The 21623-nt window shown below is 46.9% G+C and carries 19 protein-coding genes; 4 read left to right on the top strand and 15 right to left on the bottom strand.

The window, feature by feature from the left end; translation table 11 throughout:
• Positions 1-28 precede the first annotated feature (28 nt).
• Complete coding sequence (locus FN124_RS18185; protein WP_142686178.1) at positions 29-2047, bottom strand: LTA synthase family protein; 2019 nt, start codon at positions 2045-2047, stop codon at positions 29-31.
• A gap of 167 nt (positions 2048-2214) precedes the next feature.
• On the opposite strand from FN124_RS18185, the gene glmM reads away from it, so the two are divergent.
• Positions 2215-3597 carry a phosphoglucosamine mutase gene (gene glmM, locus FN124_RS18180; RefSeq protein WP_142686177.1) on the top strand — a complete coding sequence of 461 codons (1383 nt, stop codon included), beginning with the start codon at positions 2215-2217 and terminating at the stop codon, positions 3595-3597.
• 290 nt (positions 3598-3887) lie between these two features.
• On the opposite strand, the gene FN124_RS18175 is transcribed toward glmM, so the two are convergent.
• The 5 genes from FN124_RS18175 to FN124_RS18155 all read right to left on the bottom strand — a co-directional run bounded on the left by FN124_RS18175 (position 3888) and on the right by FN124_RS18155 (position 8860).
• Complete coding sequence (locus tag FN124_RS18175) at positions 3888-5015, bottom strand: cysteine desulfurase family protein (protein ID WP_142686176.1); 1128 nt, start codon at positions 5013-5015, stop codon at positions 3888-3890.
• Between the two features lie 191 nt (positions 5016-5206).
• Positions 5207-5938: a LytR/AlgR family response regulator transcription factor gene (locus FN124_RS18170; RefSeq protein ID WP_142686175.1), complete on the bottom strand. Its 732-nt coding sequence runs from the start codon at positions 5936-5938 to the stop codon at positions 5207-5209.
• Positions 5935-7218, bottom strand: coding sequence for a sensor histidine kinase (locus FN124_RS18165; RefSeq protein WP_142686174.1), 1284 nt, complete (start codon positions 7216-7218; stop codon positions 5935-5937). Before FN124_RS18165 ends, FN124_RS18170 begins: the two co-directional genes overlap by 4 nt.
• A 303-nt stretch (positions 7219-7521) precedes the next feature.
• Positions 7522-7869 carry a DUF4907 domain-containing protein gene (locus tag FN124_RS18160; protein ID WP_142686173.1) on the bottom strand — a complete coding sequence of 116 codons (348 nt, stop codon included), beginning with the start codon at positions 7867-7869 and terminating at the stop codon, positions 7522-7524.
• Entirely contained in the window at positions 7862-8860 is a 999-nt protein-coding gene (locus FN124_RS18155) for a Kelch repeat-containing protein (RefSeq protein WP_185937257.1), read from the bottom strand. The genes FN124_RS18160 and FN124_RS18155 overlap by 8 nt, the downstream gene beginning before the upstream one ends.
• 247 nt (positions 8861-9107) lie before the next feature.
• On the opposite strand from FN124_RS18155, the gene FN124_RS18150 reads away from it, so the two are divergent.
• Both FN124_RS18150 and bamG read left to right on the top strand, forming a co-directional pair.
• Positions 9108-10442: a DUF4270 family protein gene (locus FN124_RS18150; RefSeq protein ID WP_142686171.1), complete on the top strand. Its 1335-nt coding sequence runs from the start codon at positions 9108-9110 to the stop codon at positions 10440-10442.
• 9 nt (positions 10443-10451) lie between these two features.
• Positions 10452-11681 carry a BamG family beta-barrel-assembly machinery protein gene (gene bamG / locus FN124_RS18145; protein ID WP_142686170.1) on the top strand — a complete coding sequence of 410 codons (1230 nt, stop codon included), beginning with the start codon at positions 10452-10454 and terminating at the stop codon, positions 11679-11681.
• Between the two features lie 250 nt (positions 11682-11931).
• Here the strand turns inward: bamG and FN124_RS18140 are convergent, their stop codons facing one another.
• Positions 11932-13296, bottom strand: coding sequence for a GH1 family beta-glucosidase (locus tag FN124_RS18140; protein WP_142686169.1), 1365 nt, complete (start codon positions 13294-13296; stop codon positions 11932-11934).
• A gap of 168 nt (positions 13297-13464) precedes the next feature.
• On the opposite strand from FN124_RS18140, the gene FN124_RS18135 reads away from it, so the two are divergent.
• Complete coding sequence (locus FN124_RS18135; protein WP_142686168.1) at positions 13465-14514, top strand: formylglycine-generating enzyme family protein; 1050 nt, start codon at positions 13465-13467, stop codon at positions 14512-14514.
• Here the strand turns inward: FN124_RS18135 and FN124_RS18130 are convergent.
• The 8 genes from FN124_RS18130 to hisF all read right to left on the bottom strand — a co-directional run bounded on the left by FN124_RS18130 (position 14497) and on the right by hisF (position 21620).
• Positions 14497-15006, bottom strand: a complete 510-nt coding sequence (locus tag FN124_RS18130; protein WP_142686167.1) for a DsbA family protein — start codon at positions 15004-15006, stop codon at positions 14497-14499. The two genes, FN124_RS18135 and FN124_RS18130, sit on opposite strands and share 18 nt — an antisense overlap.
• Before the next feature lie 5 nt (positions 15007-15011).
• Positions 15012-15470, bottom strand: coding sequence for a redoxin domain-containing protein (locus FN124_RS18125; protein ID WP_142686166.1), 459 nt, complete (start codon positions 15468-15470; stop codon positions 15012-15014).
• A gap of 114 nt (positions 15471-15584) precedes the next feature.
• Entirely contained in the window at positions 15585-17153 is a 1569-nt protein-coding gene (locus FN124_RS31655) for a M56 family metallopeptidase (protein WP_142686165.1), read from the bottom strand.
• 13 nt (positions 17154-17166) lie between these two features.
• Entirely contained in the window at positions 17167-17526 is a 360-nt protein-coding gene (locus tag FN124_RS18115) for a BlaI/MecI/CopY family transcriptional regulator (RefSeq protein WP_142686164.1), read from the bottom strand.
• A gap of 171 nt (positions 17527-17697) precedes the next feature.
• Complete coding sequence (locus FN124_RS18110) at positions 17698-18837, bottom strand: redoxin domain-containing protein (RefSeq protein WP_142686163.1); 1140 nt, start codon at positions 18835-18837, stop codon at positions 17698-17700.
• 70 nt (positions 18838-18907) lie between these two features.
• Positions 18908-19990: an AhpC/TSA family protein gene (locus FN124_RS18105; RefSeq protein ID WP_142686162.1), complete on the bottom strand. Its 1083-nt coding sequence runs from the start codon at positions 19988-19990 to the stop codon at positions 18908-18910.
• Between the two features lie 260 nt (positions 19991-20250).
• Positions 20251-20844 carry a bifunctional phosphoribosyl-AMP cyclohydrolase/phosphoribosyl-ATP diphosphatase HisIE gene (gene hisIE, locus FN124_RS18100; protein WP_142686161.1) on the bottom strand — a complete coding sequence of 198 codons (594 nt, stop codon included), beginning with the start codon at positions 20842-20844 and terminating at the stop codon, positions 20251-20253.
• 20 nt (positions 20845-20864) lie between these two features.
• Positions 20865-21620, bottom strand: coding sequence for an imidazole glycerol phosphate synthase subunit HisF (hisF, locus tag FN124_RS18095; RefSeq protein ID WP_142686160.1), 756 nt, complete (start codon positions 21618-21620; stop codon positions 20865-20867).
• Positions 21621-21623: the final 3 nt, after the last annotated feature.

The following is a 21623-nucleotide window of genomic DNA, read 5'->3' as shown; positions in this document are numbered from 1 at the left end:
TGTGCAGCTATCAACAAAAGGTAACAGCTTATTTTTTATTATTAAACATCAAATATCGGGTGCTTTCGTAAAAGCCACGTGTTAAATTATCAAGGCTCTTTGCTGTATCCGCCTGCCGGGCACTGATATTCTTCAACGGGTCGCCTTTCAGATCATACAGCGCAGTAGCGTTTGTGGCCATATTTATTTCATACAGGTAGCGATCGCCCAGCATCGCGTAAAACGGCATCTGGTTACGCAGATAGGTCATAAACACATACTTGTTGTTCACCCGGGTACTATCGAAAAGATCTGTGCCCAATGTATAATTCCTGTATGGCATTCCCACCATTTTTGCCACAGTCGGATATACGTCCAGCAGGCTGCCGGGAGTGGTTACCGTTTGCGGCGCCAGGTGCCCGGGACTATACATAAATGCGGTTACATGCACTCCGCCGGTAGACAACTCGTATTCCGGCAGCGGCATAAAACTATATGGGTTGAGCACGCAGTTATGATCTCCGAAAAATACAAAAATGGTATTATCAAGATAGCCATCTTTACGCGCCATGTCTATAAGATGGCCCACGTTATAATCTTCATACCTCAGCGCATTGAACTGGTCAACCGACACAAAGCCCGATTGTTTGAACTTTTTCATGTCCAGGTCTTTCTCCGTCACCTTTTTAAAATCACCGGCGCCGCTGGTGGTAGTGTAGGGCGGATGATTATCTGCCAGCTGGAGAAAAGCCACAAAAGGCTGCTTCTTATCATTATCTTCCTTAAAAATACCACTTGCTTCGGTGATCAGGTCATAATCGGAGATCCCCCACACATCGGCTTTCCCGGATTTATACATACCTTCTTCATAAATACGGATCCCTTCCACATTGTTTGTAAATACTGCGCGGATATTGGCCCAGTTGGTATTGCCACCCAACAGGTACAGCTTATCATATCCTTTGAACTGATCCATTACAATGCGCTGGTCCAGCATTTTAGGATGACGGCTGGCTGTTTTCACAGCAGTAATATCAGGCAGCCCGGTGTGCACGCCAAATACAGTTTTAGCCGTGCTGATGGCAGGCACATAAAAATTTTTGAACAGGATGCCGCTGTCGGCCAGCCGTTTCATGTTAGGCGTTGCCTGCATGGGGTTGCCATACATGCTGGTTATTGCCGCACCGGTAGATTCCAGCATTACCAGCACCACGTTGAGCCGGGGCTTGCTGCTGTCGCCTGCCACTGTACGCACATAATTCAGGTTATTCGCATCGGTGGAGTCCACTTTAAGATAGGAAGCCACATAGGGATAATATTTTTTGGTAGCCTCCAGGTTGTAAGTATCGCCCTTTACAGAGAAGTTAGACGCAAAATACAGGATGGGATTGAGCCCCAGGCTGGTTACACCATTATCACGGGTAAACATGGCCTGGCTCCAGCGAAGCGGGAAATAAGCGATATTACCATAGATCCCTGCCGCGAACAACAGTACCATCCCGATCACATAACCTGTAAAGGGCCATTTGCGCAGGTGTATAACCGGCTGGGCGGCAAATTTTCTCCAGGTAGTTTTCTGCAGGCGGTATACCAGGAACATGAAAACAAAAATTCCCAGGGCGCCTCTCACTACCGGGTAGCTTTGCCATACCATCCGGGCATTGTCTGCCCGCTCCCCTTTTGCAAGAAACCTCAATACAGAAGGGTCCAGTCGCTGGCCAAGGTAATCATAATGACCCAGGTCGAGGATATAAAGAAGGGTGAGGAGCAGGTAAATAAGAAAGAAATAGGTAAAATTGATGTTACGTATGGTCCGCGAGGTAAAAAATTTATTCCGGGTAATCAGCGTTAATAACAAAATGGGGATCATGAGGTAAAGTGCCAACCGGAGGTCAAATCTTAATCCCAGGTTCCAGGCTTTGAGTATCGCTGCATGCTCTGTAATGGTGGTTTTAAAGAAGAACAGGTAAAATATAGCCCTGAACATCACCATTAGCAGGAAGAGGTAAAGCGTTTGAACAAACACATAACGAATATACCGGGGTATATTCTTCCACGAGTATTGCATGTAACGTATAGCTGTTTTTTGAAAAGCGTAGCTGCAAATATAGTGAAAAGTGAATGTGTAAAATTTAAAAATAGGGATAACACGGGCCTGTAAATGGTCATCTTTTCATAATTAGGATTTCTGGAATGGATTTTTTTATATTTGCCTTCCTTTAAAAATTGAATCTTGTGGCACTGATCAAATCGATATCCGGCATACGCGGAACCATAGGCGGTAAGCCCGGCGAGGGACTTTCTCCATTAGATGTGGTAAAATTCACAGCTGCCTACGGCACCTGGCTGAGCCGGCAAACAGACAACCGTAAGGTGGTAATAGGCCGTGATGGCCGTATTTCCGGCGAAATGGTAAAAAACCTGGTAGTATCCACCCTGAACGGGCTTGGTATTGATGTAATAGACCTCGGTTTATCTACCACTCCAACCGTGGAACTGGCAGTTACAATGGAAAATGCCGCAGGCGGTATTATTCTCACCGCCAGCCATAACCCTAAAGAATGGAACGCGCTGAAGCTGCTGAACAGCAAAGGTGAATTCATTTCCGGGGAAGATGGGGCCCAGCTGCTGGAAATAGCAGAACAGGAAGACTTTAACTTCGCGGACGTAAATAAACTTGGCTCCTACACTGCCAACGACACTTACCTCCAGAAACATATCGACCTGGTAGTGAACTATCCCCTGGTGGATGTGCCTGCCATTAAAGCACGCAACTTCAAAATTGTGGTGGATGCCGTAAATTCTACCGGCGCTTTATTTGTTCCCCCGTTGCTGAAGGCATTGGGTGTGGAAGAAGTAGAAGTGCTGTTTGCGGAAGTAAACGGAAAATTCAGCCATAATCCCGAACCGCTGGCAGAAAACCTGACCGCTCTTTCCAATGAAGTGAATAAATCCAATGCCGACCTCGGTATCGCCGTTGATCCGGATGTGGACCGTCTTTGCTTTGTTTGTGAAGACGGGGGTATGTTTGGCGAAGAATATACCCTGGTGGCAGTAGCTGACTACGTGCTGAGCAAAAGAAAAGGTAATACCGTTTCCAACATGTCGTCTACCCAGGCGCTGAAAGATGTAACGCTGAAACACGGCGGTCAATACACTCCTTCTGCAGTAGGTGAAGTGAATGTGGTAAAGAAAATGAAAGATACCAACGCGGTGATCGGCGGAGAGGGCAACGGAGGCATCATTGTTCCGGACCTGCATTACGGCCGCGACGCCCTGATCGGTATCGGTCTTTTCCTGAGCCACCTGGCACACAGCAAAAAAAGCATCAAAGCCCTGCGTAACAGCTATCCCGACTATTTCATCTCCAAAAATAAAATAGAACTGGATAAAGGCGTGGATGTAAAAACCATCTTCGAAAAGATCAAGGTAAAGTATAAAAACCAGCCTTTAAATTCAGAAGACGGGCTGAAAATTGAGTTCGATAAAGACTGGGTACATCTCCGTACATCCAATACAGAGCCCATTATCCGTATTTACGCGGAAAGCCAGAACGAAACCACGGCAGATAACATTGCCAAAAGGATCATGCAGGACATTAAAGAGTTCATGCACTGATCACGCGGATTTTGCCTTGGAACAGTGATTACGCTGATTTTGATGATTACGCTGATGTTATTTTAGAATTTGAAAATAATTAAGGGAGATATAAGCGGATTAACGCCTGTATCTCCCTTAATCATTCATGTAGTTACTTGCTGATCTTTTATAATAATTAAGGGAGATAACAGTGAAACTTCGCTGTCATCTCCCTTAATTATTATTCAAAAATTATTGTGCAAAACGCTCAAGAACATCAGCGTAATCATCAAAATCAGCGTAATCACTGTTCCAAGGCAAAATCCGCGTTACATCAATTCCTTCAGCTTCTCCACTACTTTGTCCACTTCTTCTTTGGTGTTGTTTTTACAGAAGGAGAAGCGCACCGCGATTTGGTTAGGATTGCTATTAATGGCGCGAATAACGTGTGATCCCGCATTGGCGCCGGAGGTACATGCACTGCCGCCGGAGGCGCAGATGCCGTTGATATCCATATTGAACAGGATCATTTCCGTTTTTTCGGATTTGGGGAATGCCACGTTCAGTACAGTATAAAGACTACTGCCATACAGATCGCCGTTGAAAGCTACTCCGGGAATATGCTTTTTCAGCTGTTCCGCCATGTACATGCGCAGGCCATTGATATAGGCGCTGTGCTCCTCATGGTGAATGGTGGCCAGTTCCAGGGCTTTTGCAAAACCGATGATACCATACAGGTTTTCTGTGCCGGCACGCATATTACGTTCCTGGCTGCCACCCTGGATGAAAGGCGTTATCTTAACGTTTTCATTGATATACAGGATGCCTACTCCTTTAGGGCCGTGGAACTTATGACCGGCGCCTGTAATGAAGTGCACGGGCGTATTGCGGAGGTCGAATGGGTAGTGACCTACGGTTTGCACGGTATCCGAATGAAAAATGGCGTCAAACTCCTTGCAAAGGTTTCCAACGGCATGAATATCCAGCAGGTTGCCGATCTCGTTGTTGGCGTGCATGAGGCTTACCAGGCAACGCTCTTCTGAATTTTGCAGCAGTTCCCGCAGGTGGTCCATATCAATATGACCGCTGGGCAATACATTTACAAAAGAAAGGGCTACGCCATCGTGGTGGTGCAGGTATTCCACGGTGTGCAGGGTAGCATGGTGCTCAATAGGCGAAGAAATGATGTGTTTGCAGCCCAGGTCTCTTACTGCAGCATTAATAGCAGTGTTACTGCTTTCGGTGCCGCCGGAGGTAAAAAAGATCTCTCCCGGATGTGCATTTAATGTTTTGGCGACTGATTTACGTGCATTTTCGATACCCAGTCTTGATTCCCGTCCGTAAGAGTAGATAGAGGAAGGGTTACCGAACTTTTCCGTCATAAATGGCAGCATTGCTTCTAACACCGCCGGATCCAGTGATGTGGTAGCTGCATTGTCGAAGTATATTCTTTCCAATGTTTGGTGGTTTTTGATAAAAGAATAATAATTAATGGTGGTTGGTGGTCTTAAAAGGTAACGAAGTTCCGAAAATTTTGGGATTTTTGATTTTGGTTTTTTATGAGCGGAAATTTAAAAGGAAACAACCCGCTGATAGTGTTGCAGCGCGTTGTTTCCTTTTAATTCACATCTCCCGAAGGGAAGATATATTAAGAATTTCTGTTAATCACGTCATAGAACCGGTCGCGGTAACCGTCGGAAATAGGAATGGACTGGTTGGCGATCATCACCGTATTTTTCTCTACGCAGTTTATCTTATTAAGGGAAACCAGGTACGAGCGGTGTACGCGGATGAATTTATCGGCCGGTAAACGGGTTTCAAATGATTTCAGGCTGCGCAGCGTAAGTACGGGCAGGTTATGTGTATAGATCTTCGTATAGTCTTTCAGTGCTTCAATGAAAAGAATATCTTCCAGGTTGATCTTGATGATCTTATACTCTGTTTTTATGAAGATGTAGTCATTTACCCATGCGGCATCCATGGCGATAGCGTTATTGCCGGCGCTCACGTTCTTCTGTTGGGAGGCAGACCAGGTTTCGCTGGCTTTGGCGGCAGCCTTCAGGAAGCGTTCAAAAGGAACGGGTTTCAGGAGGTAATCCACCACATCCAGGTTAAAGCCATCCAGTGCATACTCCCCGTAAGCGGTGGTAAATACTACCATGGGCGGGTACTTAAGGGATTTGAGGAACTGGATGCCCGTGATATCCGGCATTTTGATATCAAGGAATACCAGGTCTACCGGTTCATCCTGGATGAAGCGTAACGCGGTGGCCGCGTTTTCGAATTTACCGGCCAGGCTCAGGAAAGGGACCTTGCGGATATAATCTTCCATGATCTCCAGCGCCAGCGGCTCGTCATCCACTGCAATACACTTTATCATTTTTTCAACACAATTTTAAGATCAACAATAAATTGGTTTTCGGTTTCCGTGATATCGATCTCGTGTTCATGCTCATAAAGCAGCGCCAATCGTTTTAATACATTGTCGAGGCCTACCCCGCCCCTTTCGGCTACCCGTTCTTTAAAGTGACTGTTCTTAACTGTTAATCTGATCATATCTTCAGTTGTAGCGATGTCTATATCTATAAAGGAATCTTCCGTATAACTGATCCCGTGTTTAAAGGCATTTTCCACAAAAGGCACCAGCAGCATCGGTTCAATCTCCACCCCATCGGCATTCCCCGTAAGCCGGTAACTGATCTCTATATCTTTCGGCAACCTTAAACGTTGTATCTCAATGTAATCATGCAGGTATTTCAGTTCATGTGAAAGCAATACCCGGGCTTCGTTGGACTCATAGATCATATAGCGCATAATGGTTGACAGTTTCAGAATGGCATGTTCTGTTTGCGCCGATTGCTTATGGGCCAGCGAGTAAATGGTATTTAGACAGTTAAAAAGGAAGTGAGGATTAATCTGCGACTTTAAAAATTTTAATTCCGCATTTAATTTCTCCACTTTCAGTTCTTCCCGCTGCTTTTCACTTTTAAACCATTCAAGGGCAATCTTTATAAATCCGCTCATAAACAGCATGAGCAATGCAAAAAATCCGGATCTCCGCAACACTTCCGGAAAAAACAGGTACTCCAGGATACTTGGTCCATCCGCATCTATCAGCGGCATTGCCTGCCCTGGTAGCGAAGGCATAGGAGTCAGGCTGGCAACGGCTACACCGGTGGTATCAAAAGTTCCGGAAACTGTAGCTGCCTGGCCGGCAGGAACAGCCGGTGCAAACCCTGCCCTCATCATCATACGACGACGGTGAAACGGTGGAAAGTCGTCTGATGTTACTTCTGAATTGTTAAATTTTTTGTCCATCCGTATGGTCATCATCGGATGCCCCCTGTGCGCATAGTTCCGGAAGAAATAATAATTTAAGGCAGCCTGCTGCAGTGTAATAAAAACAATCAGCACAACAATGCTGCTAAGATAAATGACGATCTTTTTCCCGTTAAAAAAACGGGGGATCAGCACATAAATATTGAGGTAAAAAATACCAATGAGAAACAGGTTATCAATCAGTTCTTTTATAAAGAAGCCTGTGTGCAGGATCTGGATGCGGTAAATGAAGAAAGGGAAAAACAGAAAGCACGTCCAGCCAAGGATGTGCAGTGAAATAAGGAAGGGACGACTCCTGATAATCCGTTTGAAATTTAGCATCACTTTGTTTGATGCGATAAACTTACACCAGATAGGGTTAGGCTTGTGTTAAAATTTGTTAATCCGATATAAGGGTTTGTTAAATTTAATAAAGAAATTAAAAACAGCTTAAAACGCGGATTTTGTCTTGGAACACTGATTACCCTGATTATGATGATTACATTGATAATTTTTAGAAATTTGTAAGTGATCAAAAGAGTTGTAAACACTTATATCTTCTTTGATCATTTATAAAATTCAAAAAGTAAAAATCAATGTAATCATCATAATCAGGGTAATCAGTGTTCCAAGACAAAATCCGCACTATTGCGCTTCCGTTATTTGCATATCCCTCAGCTCCTGCGGGGATACGGATGGTATTTTGTTCTGTGTTAGTTTCGCCGCAACGAACTGGCCTACGCGCATGGCATGTTCTTTTGAACTAAACACATGGTTGCCGGGGATACTGGGAATTACGTCCTGGTAGATGTACGTATGACCGTCTACATTTACCTTATATCCCCACCCGTTGTTTATTTCAAAGGGCACCACTACTACCGGCACCATATCGGCGCCCGGCCCCTGTGTTGTTTTCCGGTATGATTTCCCTATCACAAAAACCAGTACAATTACGGCTATACCGGCTACGACAATGATATTACGCTTAGTCATTCTTATTGTATTCTGCAGTAGGATTAAATTCCCAAAGGTCGTCGAGCGACAGGCTGGAGCTGGCGCCCAGTCCAACAAAGCCACGGTCTTTCAGGCTGAAGCCAACCGCGCCTGAGCGGGCGGCGCCTTCAAAGTCTGTTTTCTGTACCCAGCGGTCGGTGCCCGGAGTATATTCCCACACGGCGGCAGAGTAACTGCCCTTGATGCCGGAAACGATATAGCCTTTACCCTGCATGGAGAAAGCTGCAGCAGAACTGCCGGCGAAGTTATAGTCATCGTCGAAGCTGTCGTCGTTTACGTTGGCAATAGGGTTGAGGGTGGCCCAGTGGGTACCGTCAAACGCGTAGAAGTCTGTTACATTAGCCGCATTGGCGGTGCCCATACAAACGTAGGCTTTGTTACCGATCACAAAAACAGAGGCATCTGTTCTTTTCCCGCTGTTCATGCTTTCCACCTGTGTCCATGCCTCGGCATCGGGAGCGGTAGGATCAAATTTCCAGTTGTCCTTTAACCAGTTACCATCATATCCGGTAGTAATAAACCCTTTATCGTTCAGTGCAAAAGCCACTGCGCCATAACGGGCGGTGCCTTTAAAATTTGCTTTCTTAGTCCAGGTTTTGGCAACCGGGTCATATTCGTAAAAGTCGTTCAGTTTATTTAACCCGTCATAACCCGTACCCACATAGCCTTTACCGGCCATCGCCATGCCAACGGCGCCATTCCTGGCTACACCTGGGAAGGAGGTTATCTGTGTCCACTGGTTCTGATCCACATCGTATACCCAGAAATCCTGTAATCTTTCTGTTCCGTCATAGCCGGTGCCTACGTAGGCTTTATTATCAATTACAAAGGAAGCTGCCGAGCTCCTGGCCACGCCTTCGTATTGAGAGCGCTTCATCCAGTTCCCCACCAGCGTTGTAGTATTTGAACCTTTCGAACAGGCCGCCAGGGAAGCCATCAATAATAAACTAAAACCTTTTAAATATCGCATTAGCATGTTCTTTTTACTAGCGCCAAAATTATCCGCAGGAGCATTCCCGCAAACAGGAAATAGCTGTTCCCCTGTTTTTAGCGGACGGATACCGTTATTTCATCTACCAGTTGGTTTCTTTCGCCCGAAATGCCTGTTCCTGCGCTACTGGCGGCATAAAGGATATATTTCGTTATTCATCGATGAATTTTGGCCGTTGGCATATTAAAGGAACTGAAAGTATCGATCCTGTCTAAAATTGCGCACCATGAACAATACCATGTATCACTTATTTTTCAGGCGCATAGCACGGGGCCTTTACAGGTACCTTCCTGCACTTTTACTGGCCATGGCGGTTTCTTCCTGCCAGAAAACCGGGTTTTCCTATAATAATATTGTAGATAATAACCAGAATACAGATTACATCCTGTCAGATACACTCACCGTAAATGTAAAAACGGTACAACAGGACTCCGTACCTACTTCCGGCACCGAGGTATTGCTGGCCGGTAAAAGAACAGACCCCCTGTTTGGTACCGCTACCATCCAGTCTTATTTCCAGATAGCACAGCCAGCCACGGTAGACATCCCGGTAAATGGCTCCGCATATGACTCCATGGTATTGATCATGCGCCCTAACGGTTATATGGCCGGCGACTCCACTATTCCACAGGAATTCCAGGTGTACCGGGTTACATCTACCATACAAACCGCCAAAAACTTTTACTACCTGTATAACAATAGCAGCTTCTCTACCGAAAGTACGCCGATCGGCAGCTTCAGCGGCGTTATCCGCCCGCTTACCGATAAAACCGTTACCGTACATATGTCTGATCAGCTGGGCAGCCTGCTCTTTAACATGCTGCGCGACAAAAGCCCGGATATCACCGCAAATAATACTTTCCTGGAATTCTTTAAAGGGCTGAATGTAAGAGGCGGACCAGGCAGTAAAGCTGTTACCGGGTTCTCTGCTACCGACAGCTCCCTCGTGATGCGGTTATACTACCACGTCAACGAAATCATAACCACGGTAAAATATGTGGATTTCAAAATGCAGGCGTCTAACCTGCAGTTCAACCAGGTAGTGGCAGACCATACCGGCACGCCACTGGCGCCACTTACCGGCAGCGTTACAGAACTCCCTTCCGCCAGCACCGGTAACAGGGTTTTCACACAACCGGTAACAGGGTCGGCTACACGGATAGACATCCCCTACATCAAAAACCTTGTGTACATGGGACAGTTCTTTAAGATAATGAAAGTATACATGACGCTTAAACCGGTGCTCGGTACCTACACAGATAACCGCCTGCCGCCAAGAATGGCGCTGTGCGAGGTAAATAAGCTGAACGAGGTAACAGATACCCTTACCTATGGCCAGCTGACAGTAGATAAGCTGTATGATAAAAACACCAACTACACCTTTGATATCACCAATTATGTAATCAAAGAACAAACTGCCAGCACCACAGACTCGCGGGGCCTGCTGCTTACGCCAAGCGCCACAGACAGCAGGACTACGCTGGACAGGCTGGTAACCGGCGATCAGCAGAACACCGACAATAAACTTAAAATACAGTTATACTACCTGTTGTATAAATAAAGGACACTCATGCGAATAAAAATATATAGCGGATTAATCATACTCCTGTTGTGTACAGCCACTGTAAAGGCGCAACACGGGCTCAATTCCATTTACTCCGCCTATGGCATAGGCGACCTGGAATCGAGGGATTACAGCCGCAATTTCGGGCTGGGAAGCACCGGCATCGGCCGCAGGCATTCCGGCTATCTCAATGAACTTAATCCCGCCTCCTATAGCGCACTCCCACCACAGAACTTTATGTTTGATGTGTCGCTGAAAGCACAGCAGATCAACTACAGCGGCAATAATATTTCACAAAACGCCGGCGACATCAACTTCAAGCGGCTGGCCCTCGGCTTTAAAGCCGCCAAGTGGTGGGGCATTGGGGCTGGCATCACTCCCTTCAGCACGATAGACTATAAACTGGAAAACCAGCAGTTCGTAACCGGTACCGGTACGCCGGTAACCGCCACTACCACAGGTACAGGCGGTTTTAACAAGGCTTATATTTCCAATGGCTTCCAGCTCAGCAAAAACTTTTCTGTGGGTGTATCAACCGCTTTCCTGTTCGGTCCGCGGAATATCACACAATACGTTGGTTCGGATTCCTTACAAACACAGCATAATCAATACGGGTTCAAACCTAACTTTACTGCAGGTGCACAATATGCCGGTAAAGTGGGCAAGGACTGGCAACTCGGACTGGGTGCTACCTACCGCTTCGAAACAACCATGAAGCTCCAGGAAAAACTCAATATCGTAAACCAGGACGGTACCTCGTTATACCAGAAAGACCAAGATCCCTCCTTCCTCACCCTGCCCGCTGAATATGGCGCGGGCCTGAGCCTTACCAACGGTACCATTACCTGGGTAGCCGATTACCGCCACTCACTGTGGAACTCACTGAATGAAAAAGGCCCTACTTACCGTTACCAGGATGGAGAAAGATATTCTACCGGTGTGGAATACACGATAAAACGGCACTACTATAACCAAAGCTTTGAAGGCGCTGTTTTACAGGCGGGCTTCGCCTACAACAAAACCCCGCTGGTGGTAGGCAGCACACAAATCACTGATATCTCCGGCACATTGGGCGTATCCCTTCCCAATAAAAACGGGCAGCTCAGGTATTATATAGGCCTCGAAGCAGGGCAACGCGGAAAAGAAGGAACAGCACTGGTAAAGGAAACATATGTCAATGCTGTATTTAACTTCAGCCTGAGGGATATCTGGTTCTTCAAACGCCTCGCACAATAAAAAACTGCCGGTATCGCCTTAGGTGATACGCGGATTTTGTCTGACTCAGGATTACACTGATTACACTGATTTGATACTTTTGAATTTTTTAAAAAAGGATAAAGGAGACGGAAGCGGATTTTTCACTTATATCTCCCAAAATCTTTTTAAATCATTTATAAAATCCCGAGAAATAAAATCAGTGTAATCAGTGTAATCAGTGTAATCAGTGTAATCTTGAGTCAGACAAAATCCGCGCCGAAAGAGATCTTTACCCGCCGGGCGACAGCAGCTCGCGGAACCAGTAGCCGGAGTCTTTGATCATTCGCTGCTGCGTTTCAAAATTCACGTATACAAGGCCGAAACGGGCGCGGTAGCCTTCTGCCCATTCAAAATTATCAGTAAGGGTCCAGGCGAAATAGCCTTCCACGGGTATCCCTTCTTTTTTGGCTTTCAATACGCCGGATAAATATTCCTGGAAATAACTGATACGGGCCAGATCCGCTATGCGGCCATCTGTACCGGGTATATCGGGGAAGGCGGCGCCGCCTTCTGTAACGATCAGTTTTTTAACGCCTTCATAGGCGGCAAACTGCCTGAGCACTTCGTATAGCCCGTTGCCGTTAATTTCCCAGCCCAGTCCTGTTAACGGTACATTGCGATATCTTGCTTTCACTTCTGAGATTTTCACCACCGGCATAAATGTGTTGTATTTCACTACCAGCGGGAAATAATTCTGCACACCAATAAAATCAAAATCGAAGGCCAGCCGGTCCCAGTCGCGCCATAGAGCGTAACGGCGCTCAATACGTTTAAGCAATGGAAAATCGCCTGTCGGATATCCCATGCCCAGCGAAGGCTCCAGGAACAGGCGGTTAAACAGTGCATCTGCACGACGTGCAGCCATCTGATCGGCTTCACTGTTGCTGTTCGGAATGATCTGGGAACAGGACAATGCAGTGCCAATATTAGCGCCGGGCACCTCGTTCCGGAGCACGCGCCCGCCTTCCGCCTGCGCTATCACCGCATGGTGCACCGCCGGCAAAAACCACGACAGGCCAAATTTACCCGGTGCATGCACGCCCAGCATATATCCCAGGGCAGTAAAGCCAAACGGCTCATTCATCACGATCCAGTTCTTCACTTTATTCCCATATTCACGGGCGCATACCCTTACAAATTCTTCAAAAGCAAAAACAACTCCCCGGTGGCTCCAGCCGCCTTTATGTTCCAGCGCCTGGGGCAAATCCCAGTGATAGAGCGTAATATAAGGTTCCAGCCCCAGTTCCAGGCAGGCATCTATCACCCGGTGGTAGAAGTCGATCCCCGCTGGGTTTACTGCACCGGTACCTTTGGGTATGATGCGGGACCACGACAACGAAAAACGGAATACGGAAAAGCCCAGCAGCTTTGCCAGCAGTATATCCTGTGTATAACGGTTGTAAAAATCGGTGGCTACCTGGGCATGGCTCTTATCTTTGATCTTTCCCTTACGGCTGGAGAAAGTATCCCAAATAGAAGGGCCTTTGCCATCTGTATTGAAGGCACCTTCATTCTGAAATGCGGAAATAGTAACCCCCCAGAGAAAATCGTCCCCGAAATCCTTTCGGGTAAAGGGTACAGCAGTTGTTTGCATATGCAATACCTGTGAACCGGGGCAAGTGCTTCCCGGAATAACATGCAGTTTACAACAGTTTTCGGGGAAAATTAATTATATAATTGTTAAGGGATGATGATGAGTGAAAATTCGCAAAAGCTGTTTTAAAATATTACTTTTGAAAGCTTACAAAAATGATAGACAAACATGATAGGGAAGATATATCTTTTGCTGGTCCTTACATTGCTGGGCGCCTGCGCGGCTCCTCCCGGAAAGCCGGATGCGGGGGCAGATAACAGGGACTCACTGAATAAAATGGTGCTGATACCGGCAGGTACCTTTACCATGGGCGCCGATGATTCAACCGGTATGGCCGATGAATATCCCAAACACACCGTGGATATTGACGGTTTCTGGATGGATGAACATGAAGTGACCAATGCCGAATTTGCACGGTTTGTAGCGGCAACAGGTTATGTAACCACTGCGGAAAAGCCCATCAGCAAAGAAGAACTGCTGGCCAGTTTACCTCCGGGCACACCGGAGCCCGACAGCAGCGCGCTGGCAGACATGATGAAACCGGGCGCACTGGTGTTCACACCACCCGACCATGCAGTACCGTTCAATGATATTTCACAATGGTGGTCGTTCGTGGCAGGCGCCACCTGGCGACACCCTGCAGGCCCCGGCAGCAATATCGATAAGCGGGATAACGAGCCTGTTACGCAGGTTTCCTGGCTGGATGCACAGGCTTACGCCAAATGGGCAGGCAAACGGCTCCCTACCGAAGCCGAATGGGAATACGCTGCACGTGGCGGACTGGCAGGGAAAATATATCCCTGGGGAACTGAAGCGCTTACCAGCGGTAAACCCAAAGCCAATACCTGGAATGGTAATTTTCCTTATAACAATACCAAAACAGACGGTTATTACGGCCTGGCGCCTGTAAAATCGTATAGTCCTAACGGTTACCAGCTGTATGATATGTCGGGGAATGTGTGGGAATGGTGCGAAGACTGGTACGATGCCAACTATTATATCCAGGGGGAAAAAGGCGTAAAGAACCCCGGTGGACCCGCAGCGGCGTTTGACCCGGATGATCCTGGTCAGGCCAAACGGGTGATCAGGGGAGGATCTTTTATGTGCAGTGATGAATACTGCCGTGGATACCGGGTATCGGCGCGTATGAAAAGTACGCCCGAATCCGGCCTGGCCAACCTGGGTTTCCGTTGTGTGCGCTCACTCGGTCAGCACTGATGCCAGGTCACGGTAATCGCCGTTATACCGTTTGCCCTTCAGGTAAAAAGTAGGTGTGCCATTTACACCGCTGCGAATACCGCTTTCAAAATCCGCCTCCACCCTGCTCAACAGTTTGGGCGCTTCCATATCTTCCCTGAACTGGTGCAGATCCAGTTCAAGCTCCTTTGCCAGGGTTATCAGCAGGCCATTATTTAATTCCGCCTGGCGGTTGTAAAGGGCGTCATGCATTTCCCAGAAGCGGCCCTGCCTGGCAGCGGCTTCTGCAGCCAGTGCTGCATCCATCGCATACTCATGGGCTTCCGACAATGGAAAGTTCCTGAATACGAACCGCAGCCGGCCAGCGAAGCTTGCCAGCAGTTCCTTTACTACAAAAAATGCTTCCCGGCAGTAGGGACATTGAAAATCGCCGTATTCAACCAGTTCAATAGTGGCGTCTGCCGCACCGAGTACATGGTCCAATGCGTTTACGGGAGGGATCAGGGTAGGCATGACAGTTATTTTTTGAGGTTTTCCAATGCTTCGAGGATGCCATCAGCTCCGGGGTTTTCATTTACCGGCGATAAATAGCTCCATTGAATGATGCCATTGGCATCTATTACAAACAAAGCCCGCTTGCTGATCCCCGTTCTCTCTTCATATACCCCGTAAGCACGGGATACGGCGCCCTTCGGCTCGAAGTCAGACAACAGGTCGAAATGGATCTGGCGGGCACTGGCAAATGCCTGGTGACACCAGGCGCCATCCACAGAGATACCCAGTAATACTGCATTATATTTTTCAAAATAATGAAGCATTTCATTGTACAATGTCATCTGATCACTGCATACGGGGCTCCAGTCGGCCGGGTAAAAGGCCAGGATAACATTTTTCCCGCGCAGGTCTTTCAGGTGTACTTTCTTTTCCGGTGTGGCTTCCAGGGTAAAATCAGGAGCTGTTTCGCCTTTCTGTAACATATGTGGTTAAATTGTTGGTCCTATATAAACAGCTGCGGGGGAATAATGTTCTACAAAAACAAAAATGCCACGGTGGCGGACCGTGGCTTTTTGTGACAGGCTATTGCCTTTTCGTTATTTAACAATGATCGTATCTGAATCAACTTTCATGGCGTTTCCTTCACCTTTGGTAGTGATCATCACTACGCCTTCAGGATGTCGTTTCCCTTTGTAAATAGTGGCTTTGCCTCCTTTGTAAACATTTACCGATTTGATGGAAGAAGCGGATATGCTGCTGGCTTCCTCCCTGGAAACTTCTTTACCATCTACCACCAATAATGCACCGGCCGGAAGCGACTGTGCGCTGTTGTTCTTATCGGTCCGGTATCCTATCACCCTGATGGTACTGACAGTATCCTTTACCGGTGCCGCCATTCTTTCCCCATTCTTTTTCGTGGTAACCAGTATTACGCCATTCTTTCCCCTGGAGCCATAAATTGCAGTAGCTGATTTGTCTTTCAGTACGCTGATAGATTCGATACCATCCGGTGCAATGCCTTCAATGGATTCCACGGGGCTGCCATCTACAATGTAGAGCGGGGCCTTATCCGGATCTACTCCGCGAAGTGTGAGCACAGTTCCTTTTTGCCCGGGCGCCACGGTATCTTTAGTTACTTTGAGCGGCGTCTTTTTCACCTGTTCCACTTTTGGTGGCAGGGGCGGTTTTGGTATTCCTTTCGTCACCTGTTCTACCTTTGGTGGTGGTGGTGCTTTTGGCGGTGCCGGAGGAGGCGGCGGTACTGTATCTTTAACAATAACGTTGGCAAAAGGATGAACGGAAGGCGCCTTTGTGTAATTGAGCGATAATACGGTTCCTCCTACCATCAGTCCTAATACCAGGTAACGCGCCATTTGATAACGTGATGACTTTTTGCTGTTCATCATGATGATCCTGTTTTTTAGATGTGAGAAATTGAAATTGTTTGCGATGGCCGTCGCATATGGGATCCCACTTACTTTAATTAAATTGTATTGATAGGCGGTTTTATCCACGCCCTGCTTCAGCAGGTACCTGTCTGTAATAAACTCCAGGTTTTCACGGATGGCAGTTTTCATCAGCCATGCGCCGGGATTGAACCAGTAAAAAATGTTATTAAGCTCTCCCAGTACTACATCTACGCTGTGCCATTGCTGCACATGCACTTTTTCATGCCGCAGGATGGCCGGCAGTTCCTCCGGCTGGTGCAATACCGGGTTGATGTAGATGTTCCGGAAAAAAGAAAAAGGATTTACCGGTTGCTGTAATACCTGCACCGTGGTATCAGCTATTTTACTGCGTTTGGAGCTGCGGTGTATTTTCCATAAAGATAATAACTGGAAACAAAAACGTATAGCCATTACCGATACGCCGGTCCAGAATATGTATACCAGCAGCGTCCAGATGGTAAACACCGGCGCCGGCGCCTGCCAGCCGCCCAGATCCGGAACATAGGTCATCACACCGTCTGCCAGCACTTCGTGCCTGTTTACAAACGCATCAATAGGTATCAGGGGAAACAGGGATGAAAAAACAATACCTGTGAGCAGGAACAACCTGTTCCCGGTGTAAAAGGTGAGCCTGCGCAAACCAAACCGGTAAGCCAGGAAAAATAAGGTAAGCGCGATATTTGCCTTTAACAGGTATATTAAAATAGCAGGTACCATAGCCGTAATTTTATTATTTACCTTTTTCTATCATGTTGATGATTTCTTTCAGCTCGTCAGGGCTGATCTTTTTCTCTTTTGCGAAAAAAGATACCAGCTCTTTATACGAGTTCTCGAAATAATCCTTTACAAAACCATTCATGAACTTCTGTTTGTAAGCTGCTTCTTCCATAACCGGCGTATATTCATATACGTTACCCATTTTCCGGCTCTCCACAAACCCTTTCTTCTCCAGGTTCTTAATGGTAGATGCCAGTGTAGTATATGGGGGAGCCGGCGCGCTGTGCGCCTCAAGGAAGTCTTTCACAAAACCTTTCCCTACTTTCCAGATAGCCAGCATGGCCGTTTCTTCTTGCTGGGTAAGTTTTTCCATAGTAATTGAATAATTTGGATTACGATTCTTTCGTAAATCTACGAATGTTTCGTAGATAAACAAATATTTTTTTTGGGAAGATGATTTAAGCGGAGGGAACCGGATAAAAAGAAAGAGGTGCAAAGGATTGAACCTTTGCACCTCCCTGTATATTTTCTTCCCGGGCGGAAATTATTTCAATATCTCTTCCAGTTTGGATGCCAGTTCTTCACCACGCAGGTTTTTAGCCACGATCTTCCCTTTCGGATCAATCAGTACATTCTGCGGGATAGCGCGAACACCATAAAGGTCTGCTGCCGCATTCTTCCATCCTTTCAGATCAGAAACATGGGTCCAGGTGAGCTTATCGGCATCTACGGCGGCCAGCCATTTATCTTTCTTGTCGTCCAGTGAAACACCGAGGATCTCGAAGCCTTTATTCTTGAATTTATCGTAGGCCTTTACCACGTTGGGGTTCTCTGCACGGCAGGGACCACACCAGCTTGCCCAGAAATCGACCAGTACGTATTTGCCACGGAAAGACGACAGGCTGATATTTTTCCCATTGGCATCCGCCTGTGCAAATTCAAGCGCAGGCTGGCCTACAGCTGTTTTGCGGGCAGACTCCAGGCGTTTGGAGAATTCTTTACCGGAAGGGGAGCTCTTTGCCTCTTTACTTAATTTTTTGAACAGGGGCGTTACCTCAGCAGGCTTGATATCATAACCGGCTACCTGGTTCAACAGGAACATCGCAATGGGAGAATTGGTATTCCTGGCAAGAAAATCATTCTCGATCTTTTTCTCTTCTGTATCTAATGTATCAAATTCCGCTTCCAGCTTTTTAATTCCTTCCTCGTCCTTATTCTTGGCCAGTTCACGGTATTTGCTCTGTAATGCTGCACCTTTCTCATTCACATCTTTCAACAGCTCATTCAGTTTTTTATAATCGTCGTTGGCTTTGGAACCGGTTACGGTAGCCTTGCTGATAGAATCTGTAGTATTGATGGTGATAACGCCTTTATCCAGGAAAACCGCCAGCATATCACGTCCCATAGACACAGGTTTTTCACTGCCTTTCTGTACCAGCATCAGGCTGGCCAGTCCTGCTTCTTCCAGGGTGCCGTTGAACGTAAATTTACCATCTTTGATTTGTGCGCTGTCCATGAAGCTTTCGCCGTTTTTGCGCATTCTCAGGTACACGGTAGCAGGGTCATGCTGTTGGGAAACAGTTCCCTGTATAGTATAAGGCTTGCCTGCAGCTGTGCCTTTCTTATCCTGGGCAAACATCACTGCCGGTACTAAAAGGGCTATACCTACAATTGCTTTTTTCATTGGTTTTTGTTTTACGAATAACAAATTTGTAAAATCGGCCGCTCATTAACAACCTGATTTTGATAAACGGCTATTTTAACAACTGTTCCAGTTTAGCTTCCAGTTCTTCTCCACGCAGGTTGCGGGCAATAATTTTTCCCGCAGGATCTACCAGGAAATTAGTGGGAATAGACTGAACCCCGTACTGCACTGCCACTTCGTTGCCCCAGCCCCGTAAATCGGATACCTGCGTCCAGGCCAGTCCATCCTGGCTGATGGCACGTAACCAGCGCTCACGGTTATCATCCAGGGAAACGCCCAGGATGGTAAAATTTTTATCCTTGAACCTGTTATAAGCCTTTACTACATTGGGGTTTTCCTGGCGGCAGGGACCACACCAGCTCGCCCAGAAATCAACCAGCACATACTTGCCCCTGAAAGACGACAGCTTTACCGGCTGTCCTTTGGTATCTTCCTGTGAAAAATCATCGGCAACCACATTCAGCACATTTGCCTTCAGGCTTTTTACATAGGCGGTTACGCTCTTTCCATACTGGCTTTCCTGTACAGACTTATCAAGTGACTCAAACAATTGCCTGAACTCTTCCGGCTCCAGCCTGCTGCGCAGTTCATTCATCATCAGCCAGATGCTGGCAATGCTCTTAGGATGCGAATTAATAAACTGCTTACCGGTATTCACCACATCCTTGCTGAAAGCTTCTGCCTTCTTGCGGAAGGCATTCTTTCCCGGCTCATCTTCAGGATTGATCTGTTTGGCTTCAGTATTAAGTTCCTGGGCCTCTTTGATCAATGGCTCAAATGCCTTTTGATATTCCTGCATTGCCAGCGTATTGACATTGCCTTTCACGGAGGTCGCTACAGGGTATGTAGCCAGGGAAGTAGTAAACTGTATAGGATCATTCCCTGTTACAAACAACATGGGATAATTTACATCCTGCAGGATCAACGCATATACGGAAGGCTCCTTACCGCTTTTCACACGGAAACTGAATTGTTCATTCTTTATCACCACCGAATCGTCCGGGTTGTTGTCCTGGTCGTCAAAAAGATAAATGGTTTTGCCGTTTGCCCCTCTCACAATACCCGATACCTGCTGGGCATTCGCACCTGCGAAAACCAACGCCGCAGCGGCTAACAGGAAAATCTGTTTCATTACAAATTATTTTAATTAGTTAGTGGGGTGTAATATACGAAGAGATTCTTTCACGGAGAAGATGCCGGCTTCGCCGGCTTTTAAATTGTCTTGGCTCAGGATTTAGATGATTACGCTGATTACACTGATTTTATTATTTTCTTAATTAGGCTTACAAGTTTAATTATCAACCTCTAATGAATAAAAATAAAATCAGTGTAATCAGCGTAATCATCTAAATCCTGAGCCAAGACAATTTCCACGTCGGCGAAGCCGGCGGACTATTTATGCCGCTGTTTTAACACCGATATAACATCTGAGAGCTGGAAACCTTTTGCCTGGAGGAGGATCAGGTAATGGAACAACAGGTCGGCGGATTCATTGAGGAACAGCTCATCGTTATTGTCTTTCGCCTCAATTACCACTTCTACTGCTTCCTCTCCTACTTTCTGCGCAATTTTATTGATGCCTTTGGCAAAAAGACTGGCAGTATAAGATTTATCGGAAGGATTGTTCCTCCTGTCCGTAATAATATTTTCCAGGGTGGCAAGAAAATCATTGGCTACATTCTTTTCGTTCCAGCAGGTATCGGCGCCGGTATGGCATACCGGGCCTACAGGACTGGCTTTGATGAGAATGGTGTCCTGGTCGCAGTCCACCATCAGGTCTTTCACGATCAGGAAATTACCGCTCTCCTCACCCTTTGTCCATAAACGGTTTTTTGAGCGGCTGAAAAAAGTCACCTTGCCTTCCGAAACGGTTTTCTCTACCGACTCCCGGTTCATATAACCGAGCATCAGCACCTTATTGGTTACGGCATCCTGTATAATAGCCGGTACCAGGCCATCGGGCGACTTTTGAAAATCTATCTGCATGTTTACTTATTTCAGGTATCTTAAAATCTTACGTTCACCCCTTTGCTATAGAGAAAGGTTTTGAGCGCAGGAATTTCTATTTCTTTATAATGGAAGATGCTGGCTGCCAGGGCTGCATCTGCCTGTGCGTTCTCGAAAACATCGGTAAAATGTTCCATGGTGCCTGCACCGCCGGAAGCTATCACCGGCACATTCAGGTGCTGTGCCATTTGACCGGTTATATCCAGCGCAAAGCCTTTTTTGGTGCCATCGTTGTTCATGGAGGTAAGCAGTATTTCACCTGCGCCGCGGCCTACTGCTTCTTTGGCCCAGTCGAATGCCTTTACTTCCGTTTTCACACGGCCTCCATTCAGGTACACGTACCAGTCGCCGTCTTCAAACCGTGTATCAATAGCCAGTACAATGCACTGGCTGCCAAATTCACGGGCCAGCCGGTCTACCAGTGCGGGGTCCTTAAAAGCCGAAGTATTTACGGAAATCTTATCTGCACCGGATTGCAGCAGTACATATACATCTTCTACAGAAGAAATACCACCACCTACGGTAAAAGGAATATTCACATGACGGGCAATACCTGTTACCAGTTCCGCCAGCGTCTTTCTTCGTTCGTTCGTTGCCGTTATATCCAGGAACACCAGCTCATCTGCTCCCTGTTCCGCATACAAAGCCCCCAGCTCAATGGGATCGCCGGCATCGCGGATATTCTCAAAATTGATGCCCTTCACGGTACGGCCGTCTTTAATATCCAGGCATGGTATGATGCGTTTGGTCAACATGTG

This window comes from Chitinophaga polysaccharea (genome assembly GCF_902150045.1).
GTDB classification, from domain to species: domain Bacteria; phylum Bacteroidota; class Bacteroidia; order Chitinophagales; family Chitinophagaceae; genus Chitinophaga; species Chitinophaga polysaccharea_A.
Note: the sequence above shows the minus strand (reverse complement) of the source record. Positions and strands in the feature narration are given on the sequence as shown.